At 63.2% G+C, this 14,269-nt stretch carries 15 protein-coding genes; 6 read left to right on the top strand and 9 right to left on the bottom strand.

Going from position 1 to position 14,269, the window contains the following annotated elements:
- The first annotated feature begins 68 nt into the window (after positions 1-68).
- From AC07XM_RS02145 to AC07XM_RS02135, 3 genes are all read left to right on the top strand, one after another.
- Positions 69-1,823, top strand: a complete 1,755-nt coding sequence (locus AC07XM_RS02145; RefSeq protein WP_080641008.1) for a phosphoethanolamine transferase CptA — start codon at positions 69-71, stop codon at positions 1,821-1,823.
- A 208-nt stretch (positions 1,824-2,031) separates the two neighbouring features.
- Positions 2,032-2,700 carry a TetR/AcrR family transcriptional regulator gene (locus tag AC07XM_RS02140; RefSeq protein ID WP_016486082.1) on the top strand — a complete coding sequence of 223 codons (669 nt, stop codon included), beginning with the start codon at positions 2,032-2,034 and terminating at the stop codon, positions 2,698-2,700.
- A 10-nt stretch (positions 2,701-2,710) separates the two neighbouring features.
- Entirely contained in the window at positions 2,711-4,225 is a 1,515-nt protein-coding gene (locus AC07XM_RS02135; protein WP_016486081.1) for an MDR family MFS transporter, read from the top strand.
- A gap of 10 nt (positions 4,226-4,235) precedes the next feature.
- On the opposite strand, the gene AC07XM_RS02130 is transcribed toward AC07XM_RS02135, so the two are convergent.
- The 6 genes from AC07XM_RS02130 to AC07XM_RS02105 form a co-directional block, all read right to left on the bottom strand.
- The gene (locus AC07XM_RS02130) at positions 4,236-4,772 is read right to left on the bottom strand and encodes a PqiC family protein (protein ID WP_102690225.1); all 537 of its coding nucleotides are present in this window, start codon (positions 4,770-4,772) and stop codon (positions 4,236-4,238) included.
- 11 nt (positions 4,773-4,783) lie between these two features.
- Positions 4,784-6,424, bottom strand: a complete 1,641-nt coding sequence (locus AC07XM_RS02125) for a PqiB family protein (protein ID WP_060516350.1) — start codon at positions 6,422-6,424, stop codon at positions 4,784-4,786.
- Entirely contained in the window at positions 6,424-7,053 is a 630-nt protein-coding gene (locus AC07XM_RS02120; protein ID WP_102690224.1) for a paraquat-inducible protein A, read from the bottom strand. Before AC07XM_RS02120 ends, AC07XM_RS02125 begins: the two co-directional genes overlap by 1 nt.
- The gene (locus tag AC07XM_RS02115) at positions 7,050-7,646 is read right to left on the bottom strand and encodes a paraquat-inducible protein A (protein ID WP_060516354.1); all 597 of its coding nucleotides are present in this window, start codon (positions 7,644-7,646) and stop codon (positions 7,050-7,052) included. Before AC07XM_RS02115 ends, AC07XM_RS02120 begins: the two co-directional genes overlap by 4 nt.
- Positions 7,647-7,881: 235 nt before the next feature.
- Positions 7,882-8,787 (bottom strand): LysR family transcriptional regulator, encoded by a 906-nt coding sequence (locus AC07XM_RS02110; protein ID WP_095114865.1) that lies wholly within the window; start codon positions 8,785-8,787, stop codon positions 7,882-7,884.
- A 150-nt stretch (positions 8,788-8,937) separates the two neighbouring features.
- The gene (locus tag AC07XM_RS02105) at positions 8,938-9,123 is read right to left on the bottom strand and encodes a hypothetical protein (RefSeq protein ID WP_024717937.1); all 186 of its coding nucleotides are present in this window, start codon (positions 9,121-9,123) and stop codon (positions 8,938-8,940) included.
- A 163-nt stretch (positions 9,124-9,286) separates the two neighbouring features.
- Between AC07XM_RS02105 and AC07XM_RS02100 the strand changes: the two genes are divergently transcribed.
- Together AC07XM_RS02100 and AC07XM_RS02095 are read left to right on the top strand one after the other, a co-directional pair.
- Entirely contained in the window at positions 9,287-9,673 is a 387-nt protein-coding gene (locus AC07XM_RS02100) for a VOC family protein (protein ID WP_102690223.1), read from the top strand.
- A gap of 30 nt (positions 9,674-9,703) precedes the next feature.
- Positions 9,704-10,273, top strand: coding sequence for a hypothetical protein (locus tag AC07XM_RS02095; protein WP_102690222.1), 570 nt, complete (start codon positions 9,704-9,706; stop codon positions 10,271-10,273).
- Positions 10,274-10,377: 104 nt separating this feature from the next.
- Here the strand turns inward: AC07XM_RS02095 and AC07XM_RS02090 are convergent, their stop codons facing one another.
- Positions 10,378-12,051 carry an MFS transporter gene (locus tag AC07XM_RS02090; RefSeq protein ID WP_016486073.1) on the bottom strand — a complete coding sequence of 558 codons (1,674 nt, stop codon included), beginning with the start codon at positions 12,049-12,051 and terminating at the stop codon, positions 10,378-10,380.
- Positions 12,052-12,258: 207 nt separating this feature from the next.
- Here AC07XM_RS02090 and AC07XM_RS02085 point away from each other — a divergent pair, with 207 nt between their 5' ends.
- Positions 12,259-12,945 carry a helix-turn-helix domain-containing protein gene (locus AC07XM_RS02085; protein WP_016486072.1) on the top strand — a complete coding sequence of 229 codons (687 nt, stop codon included), beginning with the start codon at positions 12,259-12,261 and terminating at the stop codon, positions 12,943-12,945.
- On the opposite strand, the gene AC07XM_RS02080 is transcribed toward AC07XM_RS02085, so the two are convergent.
- Positions 12,907-13,809 carry a sterol desaturase family protein gene (locus AC07XM_RS02080; protein ID WP_095114864.1) on the bottom strand — a complete coding sequence of 301 codons (903 nt, stop codon included), beginning with the start codon at positions 13,807-13,809 and terminating at the stop codon, positions 12,907-12,909. The two genes, AC07XM_RS02085 and AC07XM_RS02080, sit on opposite strands and share 39 nt — an antisense overlap.
- Before the next feature lie 244 nt (positions 13,810-14,053).
- Positions 14,054-14,269: VOC family protein (locus tag AC07XM_RS02075; RefSeq protein ID WP_172455953.1), on the bottom strand; the 216-nt coding region annotated here is incomplete at its 5' end.

Here is a 14,269-nt window from a genome sequence, read left to right as displayed (position 1 = left end):
CAGATTAGCGTCACGCCCTTTAAGGTCACGGGCACATCCGCTGGCCGTCAAGGTACGACGAGGCATACGTGTCACACACTACATCCCCCACCGTGCGCACGCGCGTGGACTGGGCCGGCCTGGGCTGGCTGCTGCTGTTCTTCTGGTACTTCTCTGGCGTCACCCAGGCATTGCTGTTGTTCAGCGGTACTACCGGCTTCGCCGGTTTTCGCGATGCGTTCTTCCTCAGCAGCCTGTGGCTGGCCCCGGTGTTGCTGCTGCCCCGCTTCACCCGTGCCACGGCGGCCGTCATCGGCCTGGTGCTGTGGGCTGCATCGCTGGTGGGCTTGAGCTACTTCGGCATCTATCGCCAGGAGTTCTCGCAAAGCGTCATCTTCGTGATGTTCGAATCCAATACCGCCGAGGCCGGTGAATACTTCAGCCAGTACTTCAGTGTGTGGCTGGGCCTGGCGCTGCTGCTGTACACGCTGGGTGCGGTACTGCTGTGGAAGCGCGTGCGCCCGGTCAGCCTGCCCCTGCGCAGCCGCCTGCCGGTGGTGGCCCTGTTGCTGGTGGCCAACCTGGTGTACCCGTTCTACAAGCAGATGGTCACCCAGGAGCGCAACTTCGCCGATGCCGCCGAGAAGGTGCAGCAGCGCATGGAGCCCGCCGTGCCCTGGCAACTGCTGGTGGGCTACCGTCAGTACCGCCAGCAACTGGACAACATGCAGGAGTTGCTGGCGCAGAATGCCGCGTTACCGCCTCTGCAAAACCTGCGTGACAGCAGCGGTACGGCGCCACGCACCTTGGTGCTGGTGCTGGGCGAGTCCACCACCCGCGAGCACATGCACCTATACGGCTACAACCGCGACACCACACCCAACCTCGACGCACTGGCGGCCAGCGACAAGGGCCTGACGGTGTTCCGCGACGTGGTATCCCCACGCCCGTACACCATTGAGGTGATGCAGCAGATCCTCACCTTTGGCAACGAGCAAAACCCGGACCGCTTCCTTACCGATCCCTCGCTGATCAACCTGATGAAACAGGCAGGCTACAAGACCTTCTGGATCACCAACCAGCAGACCATGACCAAGCGCAACACCATGCTGACCACCTTCTCGCAGCAGACCGACGCGCCGGTCTACCTGAACAACCAGCGCAACCAGAACGCCAGCCAGTACGATGACGTGGTGCTGGCGCCGTTCGAGAAGGCCCTGCAAGACCCGGCGCCAAACAAGTTCATCATTGTGCACCTGCTGGGCACGCACATGGACTATCGCTTCCGCTACCCGAACGACTACGCGCACTTCACCGATGGCCAAGGCGTACCGAAAGTGCTGACGCCAGACCAGGTAGAAACCTACAACTTCTACGACAACGCGGTGCGCTACAACGACTACGTGGTTTCGAGCCTGATCAAGCGTTATGCGGCCGGCAGCCCCAATGGCTTCCTGCTGTACCTGTCTGACCACGGCGAAGACGTGTACAGCTCCGGCAACCACGACCGCCTGGGGCGCAACGAAGGCGCGCCGACCCGGCCGATGTACACCATCCCGTTCCTGCTGTGGACCTCGCCACGCTGGCAGGCCGAGCACCCCCGCGACCTGCAGGCGATGGCCAGCCGCCCTTACAGCAGTTCGCACCTGATCCATACCCTGTCCGACCTGGCCGGGCTGAGCTACGACCGCTTTGAGCCGGCCAAGAGCCTGGTGAGCACAGAATTTGTCGTGGCACCACGCTGGATTGGTGACCCGTACCGCAAGGATGGCTTGCGCGAGTTCGACCACCTGCCACTGGACAAGCCCGGGCAAGTGCAGGAAACGGCCAGTAATCACCAGTAGATCGTCACGTGTAGGGGCAGCCTTGTGCTGCGAAGAGGCCGGTATTGGAGGCATACGGATGCGTGGCCTGTACCGGCCGCTTCGCAGCACAAGGCTGCTCCAACAAGAATCGCGATAGGCCGTTTGCCGTATAAATTAAATTTAAATTGATTTTAGATTAAGTCTCAGCCACGCTCTGCCCACATTCCTGGTTTGCAGAGTACCCACCATGTCCGCAGCCCCCCGCGAACCCCGCAAGGACGGCGCCGTCACCCGTACGCGCATCCTCGAAGCCGCCGGCGAACTGTTCGCCGCACTGGGTTACGCCGAAACCAGCAACAAGGCCGTCGCGGCCAAGGCCGAGGTCGACCTGGCGTCGATCAATTACCATTTTGGCAGCCGCAATGGCCTGTACCTGGCCGTGCTCGACGAGGCCCGCCAACGCTTCCTCGACCTCAGCGACCTGCAACGCATCACCCAAGGCAGCCAGACACCGGCCGAAAAGCTGCGCGTGCTGGTGGAACTGGTGGTGTACAAGGCCACGCAGGCCCGGGACAACTGGCACTTGCGGGTACTGGCCGCAGAAATCCTCGCCCCCAGCCCTCATGGCCAGGCGCATCTGCAGGCGGCCGCGCCCCTGCGCCTGTCACTGCTCAAGGGGCTGTTCAGCGAGGTCAGCACCATCCCCGTCGACGAACCGGCCCTGACCCGCTGCATCCTGTGCGTCACAGCGCCGTGGGCAATGCTGCTGATCGGCCCGCGCGGCGGCTCCGGGGCGCTGCACGAAATTCTGCAGATGCCCAGCGAGGCCGTTGCTGCGCAGCTTTACCGCTTTGCCCTTGCAGGCCTGCAGGACGCTGGCCAGCAGCATGCCCAGGCCAACGCCACACCCAGCTGAGGTAAGCACCGTGCAACCTGTATCCAATGATACCTCCCCCGCCGCAACGGACGCGCAAACCTCCATTCCACTGCTGCTGGCAGCGCTGATGCTGGTGATGTTCCTGGCCGCCCTCGACCAGACCATCGTCTCGACCGCACTGCCAACCATCGTCAGCGACCTCGGTGGGCTGCGCTGGCTGTCGTGGGTGGTCACCGCCTACCTGCTGGCCTCCACGGTAGTGGTGCCGCTGTATGGCAAGTTCGGTGACCAGTTCGGCCGCAAGCGCGTGCTGCAGGTGGCCATCGTGCTGTTCCTGCTGGGCTCGGCCTTGTGTGGCGCAGCACAGGACATGGCCCAGCTGATCGTCTTCCGTACCCTGCAAGGGCTGGGTGGCGGCGGCTTGATGGTGGTGGCGATGGCCGCCATCGGTGATGTCATCCCGCCTGCCGAACGTGGCCGCTACCAGGGCCTGTTCGGTGGCGTGTTCGGCCTGGCCACCGTGGTAGGGCCGCTGATCGGCGGTTTTCTGGTCGAGCAACTGTCGTGGCACTGGATCTTCTACATCAACCTGCCCCTGGGCCTGCTGGCGCTGCTGGTTATCGGCAGTGTTTTCCGCCCGCACGTGGCCCTGGTACGGCATACGGTGGACTACATCGGCGCGTTCTTTCTTACCGTGGCATTGGCGGCCCTTGTACTCATCACCAGCCTGGGCGGCAGCTTGCTGGCGTGGCAGTCGCTGGACATGCTTTGCCTTTCGCTGTTCGCCCTGATCGGCCTGGTCGGCTTCGTCCTGGAACAACGCCGCGCCGCCGAGCCCATCATGCCGCTGCACCTGTTCCGTCACCGTACCTTCGTGCTTGCCGGGCTGATAGGTTTCATCGTCGGGGTGTCGCTGTTCGGCGCGGTCACCTTCCTGCCGCTGTACATGCAGGTAGTCAAGGACGCCACGCCCACCAGCGCCGGGCTGCAGATGCTGCCGCTGATGGGTGGCCTGCTGGTGGTGTCGGCGATTACCGGGCGGCTGATCAGCCGCTGGGGGCGTTACCGGGTGTTCCCGATCCTCGGCACGTTGCTGCAAGCCATTGCCCTGGGCCTGCTCAGCCGGCTGGAGCTGGATACCCCCATGGCGCTGATGAACCTGTACATGGGCTTGCTGGGTGCCGGCCTGGGGATGGTCATGCAGGTGCTGATCCTGGCCGTGCAGAACAGCGTCGAGTTGCGCCACATGGGCGTGGCGACCTCAGGGGCCACCTTGTTCCGCTCGATTGGCGGCGCCATTGGCGTGTCGTTGTTCGGCGCCCTGTTCTCGCATGCCTTGCTGGGTGGCCTGGGCAGTGACTTCGCCGCCAGTGCCGGGGGAGCCGCAAGCCTTTCGCCAGCTGCCGTCCATGCCCTGCCCGCCGCCCTGCAGCACAGCTACCTGCAGGCATTTTCCGGGGCGATGCATGGCGTGTTCCTGCTGGCCGCAGCGATCACCAGCGTGGCTTTCGCACTGTCCTGGCTGCTGCGTGAGGTGCCGCTACGCAAAGCGACGCAGGGTTGACGACAGGCCTTCAGGCAGCTTGCAAGCAGCTACCCCGACCGGCACTGCCCCGCACCGCCTCGGCCAGCTTGCGCAGGTTGGCCTGATGCGCATTCACCAGGCTGGTGATGCTGTTGTCAGCCACCGTCTGCACCGAGGTGCGGCAGGTCAGCTCAGCCTGCCCTACCCGCTTCAGCCGCCACACAGCGTCCAGCGAGGCATAGCGCCCCGGCACCGTATCGAAGCGCTGTACGTCCACCCGCAGTGCCGCAGTGCCGCCACCCGCTGGCCCACCCAGCTGGTCCTGCAAGGCGCTGCGAAACTCGTCCACCAGGTTGGCACCCCACCATTCTGTCTCAAGAATGGCCAGGCCACTCTGCCCTTGCCGCACCACCAGTTGCGGGCGGTCAACCTGCGGCGGCACGACTACCCGGGTCACCTGGATGTGCTGGCCGCTGTCGCGCATCGGCTCGCTCGGGACCAACGTGTGATAGTTGTTCGGTGTACTGCTGCAGCCCCCGAGCCACACCAGCAGGCTGGCCACACAGACATTGCGCAGTCGTTGCATCGGCTGTCTCCTCAGGGTTCAAGCGCTGCGGCGCCGGCCGCTTTCGGCCGCCCCCGAATCAGCGACTCGGGGTGCCGGCCCAGGTAGTCGGCCAGGTCACGCAGCGAACGCGACATGCGTTCCAGTTCGTCCAGCGTTTCACCCATCCGCTCGCGCTGCGGCGAGTCCTCGGAAATGGCCGCATTGGCCGTGCGCAGGGTCTTGTGCACTTCATCCAGTGCCACCTTCACATCCGGTAGCGTCTGGCCATTGAACTGTTTGAGGCTGGCGCGCAGCTCACGCAGGCTGCCGTCCAGGTTGTTGGCGATGCTTTCCAGCGGCAGCTTGGCAATGCGCTCGACTACGCGCTGCAGCTGCTCCTGCAACTGCTCCAGGCTACCCGGCAACGTGGGGATGGTGATGGGGTTGGCGGCCATGTCGAAGGCCACCTTGGGAGTATTCGGGTAAAAGTCCAGGGATATGAACATTTGCCCGGTGATCAGGTTGCCGCTACGCGCCTGGGCCCGTAGCCCATGCTCGACGAAGGTACCGATCAGTCGCCGCGCCCCATCCATATCGCCCTCGGTGTGCTTGAACACCGCCAGCATCTTGCGTTGCACCGGCCCTAGCCGCTGCGGGTAGACCACCGCATCGACCACCACCGGGAAGGCCTGCCGCTCGGCATCGTAGTCAAGCTTGATCGAGGTGACCCGGCCAAACTCCACACCTTTGAACTCCACCGGTGCGCCCACCGACAGGCCGCGCATGGCCTGGTCGAAGCGCAGCTGCAGGTATTGCGCCTGGCCATTGGGAGGGGCCAACGCAGCGTCTCGGTCGGCAAACAGCTGGAAGCGGGCCTGATCGGCAGCGGGCTCGGCTTGCGGGGCAAAATCGGGCGAGCCGAAGGCCAGCCCTCCCACCAGGATCGATGACAGCGACTCAGTATCGACTTTCAGGCCGTTGGCGCCAATCTGCATGTCGACGCCACTGGCATTCCAGAAGCGGCTATCCGCGGTGACGAAACTGTCGTAGGGAGCCTGCACAAACACGCCTATCTCTACCCCTTTGCCATCGTCCTGCAGGGCAAAGGACACCACCTCACCCACCGGGATCTTGCGGTAGTAGATCGACGAACCGACATCCAGCGAGCCCAGGTCGCTGGCGGTAAGGAAAAAGCGCTTGCCCTTTTCGTCGAAGGTAATGGGTGGCGGCAGTTCCAGGCCGACAAAGGACTTTTCCGGTGCTTTCGATTCACCGGAATCGGCCCCGATGAAGCTGCCAGACAGCAATGTATCCACGCCGGAAATTCCGCCCACACCGATGCGCGGGCGCACCACCCAGAAGCGCGCGCCCTCAGTGGCAAACGCGCGGGCATCGTTGGACAACTGCACCTTGGCGACCACGCTTTTCTTGTCGTCGGCCAGGTCCACCGTAGTGACTTCGCCAATCACCACGCTGCGGTACTTGACCTGGGTCTTGCCCGCCACCAGCCCCTCCCCGGAGTGGAAGGAAATGGCAATGACTGGCCCCTGCTGCATCCAGTTACGCACCACCAGTGAAGCGCCAATCAGGACTGCCAGAATCGGCACGATCCACACCAGCGACACACTCCAGCGCCGGGTGCGTACCTCAACCTGCCCCGCGCCTTCACGCTCGTCAGTCTGCTGCCCCATCAGTGCGGCCTCCCCTCGTTGGCACGGCTATCCCAGATCAGGCGTGGATCGAAGCTCATCGCAGAAAGCATGGTCAGCACCACCACCATGCCAAAGAACAGGATGCCCACGCGCGGCTCGATGGTGCCCAGCCCGCGCAGTTGCACCAACGCCGCCACCAGCGCCACTACCATGACATCGAGCATCGACCAGTACCCGATCAGCTCGACGAGACGGTACAGTTGCGAGCGCTGCCGGCAGGCCCAGGTGGAACGCTGCTGGACGGTGAGCAGCAACAGGCCGAGCGAGAAGAACTTGATGGCCGGCACCCCCACGCTGGCAATGAAGATAATCAGCGCGATGTCCCAGGCGCCGGCCTCCCAGAACTCCAGCACGCCACCACCAATGGTGCTTTCACTGCCACTGCCAAGCATTTGGGTGTGCATCACCGGCAGCAGGTTGGCAGGGATATAGAACACCAACGCCGCCAGCAGAAACGCCCAGCCCCGAGTGATGGCATTGGCCTTGCGTCGGTGGATGGCTGCACCGCAGCGGGTGCATCTGTGAGCGCCGCTAGTCAGCTCACAGGCCTGGCCGCAGCCATGGCACAGGCACAGGCCCAGCTCGTCGGCGTTGGCCGGGTCATTCATACCTGCACCCACAAGTCGCGAATATCCTTGCCGGCGATATGGATGATCAGCATGCTCAACGCGGCCAAGGCCAGCAGGCCGATACCGGGGATCACATCGAGCAGCCCGGCCAGCTTGATCACCGCCACCATGGCCCCCAGCAGGCACACTTCCAGCATGCTCCACGGGCGCAGGCTTTCCAGGCCGCGCATGCACAGGGCAAAACCGGGGGCACGCTGGCCGGCCAGGGCAAAACTCAACACCCAGCACAACAGAGCAATCTGCAGCAGCGGGGCGAAGATGATCGACAGTGCCATGACCAGTGCAATGAAGGTGATGCTGCCGTGACTGAGGATCTGCACCGCATCCCATAACGTCGCCGAGTGGGTCAGCCCCTGCATGCCGATGGTCATCACCGGGTAGGCGTTGGCGAACACCAGCAGTATGCCGCCGGTCACACTCAAGGCGAGCCGCTGCTCGATGGTCAATGACGTATGCCGATACAGTACGCCGCCACAGCGCCGGCAAAGGGCGCGCTCGTGCTTGAGCAGTGGCGCACGCTGGTACACCGTGTCGCAGTACTCACAGATGATCAGATCCTGGCACTGAGTCATTTCGATTCCCACGGACAGGGCTGCAAGCTGCACCTAAGTCAGCAAGCCTAGACGGGAAAAATGCAATGCGCGCGGCGGTATGCGCCCGCGTACGGACCGGCGCAGCCAAGGGGAGGCTTAAACCCAGGCCCAGCCCAGTGCCTACAGCAGTTGCCTGCAACGGCGCGGCTATCAGGTCAACCCTTGATCGGCGGGCATTCCATGCTGCTAGTGCGTGCCGCACGGCATGCCCGCCTCAGAACTTCGCCAGTTCTTCCCGGCAAAACTCCACAAACAACTGTGCAGGCTTGGTCAGTTGCACCCGCTTCAACCACGCCGCCGCCAGCCCCGACAACGCCACCGGCTCGGCGATATCCAGGATGGCCAGACGCTGGCCGTCGTAGGTGTATTCCGAATGCGGCCGGGTCACCAGCAGCGAAAAACCGAAGCCCTGCCCGACCATGCCACGCACCATCTCGATCGACGGCGAGCTGAAGACGATGTTCGGCGTCAGGCCCATCTCGTTGAACAGGCTGACGAAGTAGGTGCGGCTGGGGGCCACGTCCAGCAGGATCATAGGCTCCGGGCACAGGTCGCGGAGCGACACGTGGGCCTGGCCGGCAAAGCGGTGGTTTTCCGGCAGCAGCACGTAGGGCTTTTGCGGCGGCATCAACGGCTCGGCTTCGATGGTGCCGTCCAGGTCATGATCATAAAGAAACGCCAGATCGAACGTGCCGGCGGTCAAGCCCTGGATCAGCTCCTGCTGCTCGCCGTCGCGCAGGCGGATATCCACGCCGGGGTAACGCTGGCGAAAGCCGGCGATCAGCCGCGGCAGATACAGCGGTGCGACGGTTTCGAAACAGCCAATGTCGATCTGCCCCGCCACGGTGTCGTTGTCGGCCAGGGCGTTCTGCTCGAATTCATGGGCCATCTGCAGCAGCGACCGGGTCTTGGCGTAGAAGCGCTTGCCGCTGGGCGTCAGTGATACGCCTTGGGCGTGGTGGCGGATGAACAACTGCACACCAAAGCTTTCTTCCAGGCTCTTGATGGCCGTGGAAATGGACGGCTGGGCAATGTACAGCTGGCGCGAGGCCTCAGCCACGCTGCCGGCCTCCACGGTGGTGACGAAGTACTTCAGTTGTCGCAAGGTATAGGCAGCCACAGGGTACCTCTCTGACGCTGGTCTGGGCAGACTGGGATCATGCCTGACACTTTACCCCTGACCAGCGGCGAGTGGGTGCTGAGAGCGGAAGGATTTACCTATGCCTTGCACAGGTTTTTTGTATGGGCCGAGTTGCCCCGGCCCGTTGCTTCACTCGAATTCCGGGTTCTCCGGAACGCAGTCCTCCCCAATCTGCTTGTACCCCGACTCACAGCCCATTGCGCAAACCGGGGCCACGCTACGCTTGCGCCGGGACAGCGTTGCAGACGGCTTGGCGGCATCCGCCTGATCCTCATCACGGGTGTCTGGCAGGTCTTTCATCGGTTCATCTTGCACGCATTGCACTCCTTGGTGGGTTAGGTAAGGCCAGGCCAACGATAGGTCGCGCATCCACTGCCACGCAGCGGGAAAAAAGCCCCACAGGCAATGCAGCCACTGGTCAAAAACGCCCTAACGTCTTTACTGATAGTCATCGGCCCCAGGTAAACGGTGTGCGCTTATGAAGATCGTGGTCACCAGCATTCTCGTCGACGACCAGGCCAAGGCCCTGGCCTTCTACCACTACGTACTCGGTTTCGAGCCCAGACATGACATTCCCATGGGCCGGCACCGCTGGCTGACCCTGACCTCCCCCAACGATCCCAGTGGCGTCGAACTGCTGCTCGAGCCCGACGCGCACCCGGCGGCCAGGGTGTACAAGGCCGCCTTAAAGCAGGACGGGATCCCCGCCACTTCGTTTGGCGTACGTGATATCCAGGCCGAATACACACGGCTGTGTGCAGCGGGCGTGCAGTTCACCCGGCCGCCCACCGACATGGGCCCCGTCACCGTGGCCGTATTCGATGACACCTGTGGCAACCTGATCCAGATCGCCCAGAAACACTGACACCCCAACGCGCACCAATAAGGAAAACAGATGCGCCACGAATTCAGCGAAGTACTCAACGACCTGGTCGATTACTTTCTGCTTGGCGATATCCAGCTGCTCGAGCGCTTCAAGCAAGAGCATGAGCTTGCAGATGACCTGGCCTACGCCTTCACCCATGACGACAGCGGCGACAAGGCGGTGCGCGAAGGCATCGTGCTGCCGCTGGCCGGGGTCGACAACCTGCCTTACCGCATCCCGTTCACGCTCGATGGCCATACCCCGGCCCTGCGCGAAGCCGGCAGCCGGCTCAAGCACCGGCGCAATGGCTATGTGCTGCGCGTGGAGCATGGGGCGCTGATGCTGTACACCTGGCGCATCCTGCAGCACTTCACGCCCAAGACCCTGGGTGACCTGATTGCCCGCTACCAAGTGCCGGGGCGGCCCATCATCGAGCTGGACAACGGCTGGTATGACGTGGAAGTGCTGGCGGGGGCACTGGTGCGCGACGGGCTGTACGAGCCGGCGTTCGAATTCGTGTTGAAAAAGCGCTGGAGCCGGGGTGAGCCAGTTGACGTGGATACGGGGTATACCTTCGGCTTGCGAGGGTACTTCGACTGATTGACTGCCTGTGCCGGCCGCTTCGCGGGTAAACCCGCTCCCACATGTACAACACAGTCTGTGAGAGCGGGTTTGCCCGCAAAGCGGCCGGCACAGCTGCCCCATCAGTTGATATCCCGGTCCTTGGTCTCTGGCAGGAACAGTATCCCCAACACCGCCGTCATTACCGCGATCACGATCGGGTACCACAAGCCGTAATAGATATCCCCGGTAGCCGCCACCATGGCAAACGCAACCGTGGGCAAGAAGCCGCCGAACCAGCCATTACCGATGTGATAAGGCAGCGACATCGAGGTGTAGCGGATACGCGCCGGGAACAGCTCCACCAGCCAGGCAGCGATTGGCCCGTAGACCATGGTCACGTAGATCACCAGGATGGTCAGCAACAGCAGCACCATCGGGTAGTGGATCTTCGCGGGGTCGGCCTTTTCCGGGTAGCCTGCTTCTTTCAACGCACCACTCAAGGTGGCGGTAAACGCCTCGTTCTGCACTTTGAAATCCGCTGCGGCCATGCTGCTGCCTTCAAAGCTTGGCAGTACCCGCTCACCGATACGAATCTGCGCCACGCTGCCAGGTTCGGCCGCCTGGTTGGTGTAAGGAATGGCGCGCTTGGCCAGCAGGCTCTTGGCAATGTCGCAGGAGCTGGTGAATTTGGCCTTGCCCACCGGGTCGAACTGGAACGCGCACTGGCCAGGGTCAGCCACCACCACGACCGGGTTCTGCTCCTGGGCGACGAACACGTCCGGGTTGCCGTACTCGGTCAGCGCCTTGAAGATCGGGAAATAGGTCAGCGCAGCGATGATGCAGCCGGCCATGATGATTTTCTTGCGGCCAATGCGGTCGGACAGGCTGCCGAAGAATATGAAGAACGGCGTGCCGATCAGCAACGAGCCAGCAATCAGCAGGTTGGCCGTCTGCGGCTCGATCTTGAGCATCTGCAACAGGAAGAACAGTGCATAGAACTGCCCGGTGTACCAGACCACGGCCTGCCCGGCGGTGCCGCCCAGCAGCGACATGATCACCACCTTGAGGTTGTCCCAGCGGGCGAACGACTCGGTCAGCGGTGCCTTGGATGCCTTGCCCTCGGCCTTCATCTTAAGGAACACCGGCGACTCGTTGAGCTGCATGCGGATGTACACCGAGATTGCCAGCAGCAGGATCGACAGCAGGAACGGTACCCGCCAGCCCCAGGCCTCGAACACCTCGGTACCCATGACCGTGCGGCAGGTCATGATGACCAGCAGCGACAGGAACAGCCCCAAGGTCGCGGTGGTCTGGATCCAGGCGGTAAAGAAGCCGCGTCGGCCCTTCGGCGCATGTTCAGCCACATAGGTGGCCGCCCCGCCGTACTCGCCACCGAGGGCCAGGCCCTGCAGCAAGCGCAAGGTCACGAGGATGATCGGCGCTGCCACGCCGATCGCGCTGTAGCTCGGTAGCAGGCCCACCAGTGCCGTGGACAGGCCCATGATCACAATGGTGATGAGGAAGGTGTGCTTGCGCCCGATCATGTCGCCCAGGCGACCGAACACGATAGCCCCGAATGGCCGTACGGCAAAACCGGCGGCAAAGGCCATCAAGGCGAAGATGAACGAGGTGGTTTCATTGACACCGGCAAAGAAGTGCTTGGCGATGATCGCGGCCAGTGAACCATACAGGTAGAAGTCGTACCATTCGAACACCGTGCCCAGAGACGAGGCGAAGATGACCTTGCGCTCCTCCTTGGTAATGCCGCGTTGGGGCGCGCTACTGCCCGTGGATGCGCTGTCGATAACCGCCATGGGTTGCCTCCGTCTTGTCGTCATGCAGGCCGGAGCACCTCACAGGGAGTGAGTCACATCCCTTTCACCGTCGCACCCAGGCCCTAGGGCTTGCTTTGGTTGCGCGAAGCACGACGAGGCGGGCCGCCTCGGATCGCAGCAAGGTAAATGAAGCATAATCGGCTTTGCCGGGATATCCACCCGCCTGGCGCTACACAAGAGGGCGGCATGAACGACAAGGCAACACCGGGCTGGCAGGGCGACATCTGGTTGGCTGACGATTACTGCCTGCTGCGGTCTACGCTCGGCAGGACCGACAGCCACGTGCACTACGCGCATCAGATACTTGTCGGCCTCGGTGCGGATGTCGAGGTGCGCCTGGGCGAGCAGATCTGCAGCGGCCCGCAGGTGCTGATCGCGTCGCGGCAACCCCATGCCATCCTCAGTCATGGCGTACCCTGCCTTACCCTGTTCGCCGAACCGCTGGCGTTCGACCTGGCAGGCCTTGCCCAGGCCTGCGAGCAAGCCGGCAACAGCGCAGAGCTTCTGGCTGAGAGCCTGGGGCGCTGGCCGCGTCGCCCGCTCGACCCGCGACTGGAAAAAGCCCTCGAGCGAATTCGCGCACTCGACCACAAGACATTGCCGGCCCAGGAACTGGCCAGCACTGCAGCGCTGTCGATCAGCCAGCTGGAACGCCTGTTCAGCGGCTCACTGAAACTGTCAGTGCGCCGGCTGGTGCTGTGGCAGCGCTTGCGCGTGGCCCTGCAACGGGCGCTGGGCGGCGCCAGCCTGACCGAAGCGGCATTGGCGGCGGGGTTTGCCGACTCGGCGCATTTCACCCGCAGCGTTCGCCACCAGTTCGGCCTCAGCCCCCGGTCAGTTTTGCGTCACTTGCGCCTCCGTACGCTCGGCTAAAGCCTGGCGCAGTCCGACCGGCAATAGCGCAGGTGGGTGAAACTCCCCGCTCACCCACGGCTCACGCAATTGCGCCAGGTACGCCTGCGGGTAGTCAGGCCGATCACCGATGCCCATGTCGTCATCCGCCAGCGCATAGCCTGGCAAGTACAGTAGCGTGCCAAGCAGGCGGTCCCAGAGCGGAAAGAACAGCGCAAAGTTGACGTCGCCGGTGCGGCCGTACTTCAGGTGATGCAGGCGATGCACCGGCGCCCAGGCAAACACATGGCGCAAGCCGCCGATGCGCATGTCCACATTACTGTGCTGTAACAACAGCTGGATAGACACACTGAATGCCAGCAACGCTGCCACATCCACGGGTAAGCCGAGCAGTAGCAGCGGCAAGGTGCCGCCCAAGGTTTCGAGCAACTGGTGAAGAGGGTGTTTCATCAACCCATTGAAGCCGTACAAGCGGGTGACACTGTGGTGCACCGCATGCAGCCGCCACAGCAGCGGGCTACGGTGGCTGGCGTAATGCACCAGGGTGATGCCCAGGTCGGCCAACGCAATGGCCAGCAGCAACTGCAAGGCCAACGGCCACTGATCAGGCCAAAACCCTGCTCCCGGCAGCCAGTGGGCAAGCAGCGGGATGCCCGCCACACTGCAGAGGGTCAGGCATTCGTTGATCAGTGCATGGCAAAGGTCGCGGCGGCCATCGCCTTGTGTCTGGTTCCAGGCGGCCTTGTAGGGGATGAGTCGTTCGCAGGTGAATGACAGCAACACCGCACTGGCCAGCAGTGGCAGCAGCCACAACGGGTGGTCTGCCAATGACAGTGCCGCGGCAATGTAACCGAAGAAAAATAGCGGGGCGTAGAGGGTGCGCATGGGTGACTCCAGGTTGTCAGGAGCCACCAGTGTCGGGCCTGAGGCCAGGTAGGCGCTTGAAAGAACGGCGCATGCACGCCGCTGAATCGGGGATGAATGCCCCCTTGGGTTCTGCTGCCACACAGAGACAGTGGTCTTGTGGAAGCGGGCTTTGCCGGTGTTCGCGGGCCAAGCCTGTTTCCACAGGGGCCGCGTCAAAGTCGAGAAAACCGTTCGATCCAGTGCTCGCGAATGTACAGGTCGCTCATATCGCCTCCGCGACTGGCCCCTTCAACTCCACCTGGTTGCCATCCGGGTCGTAGCAGTACAGGGACAGCCCCTCGCCTTCGGCGCCATAACGCTTTTCTGCGGGCTCGACCGTTACCCCGGCGGCTTCCAGGTAGGCGGTCAATGCGGCCTCGTCGAACGGCTCGATCCGCAGGCAGAAATGGTGCAGGTTGCGCCCCTCCACCCCCGGTGC

It is taken from the genome of Pseudomonas sp. GW460-LB5 (assembly GCF_059423245.1).
This window is presented reverse-complemented; position numbering and strand designations above follow the sequence as displayed.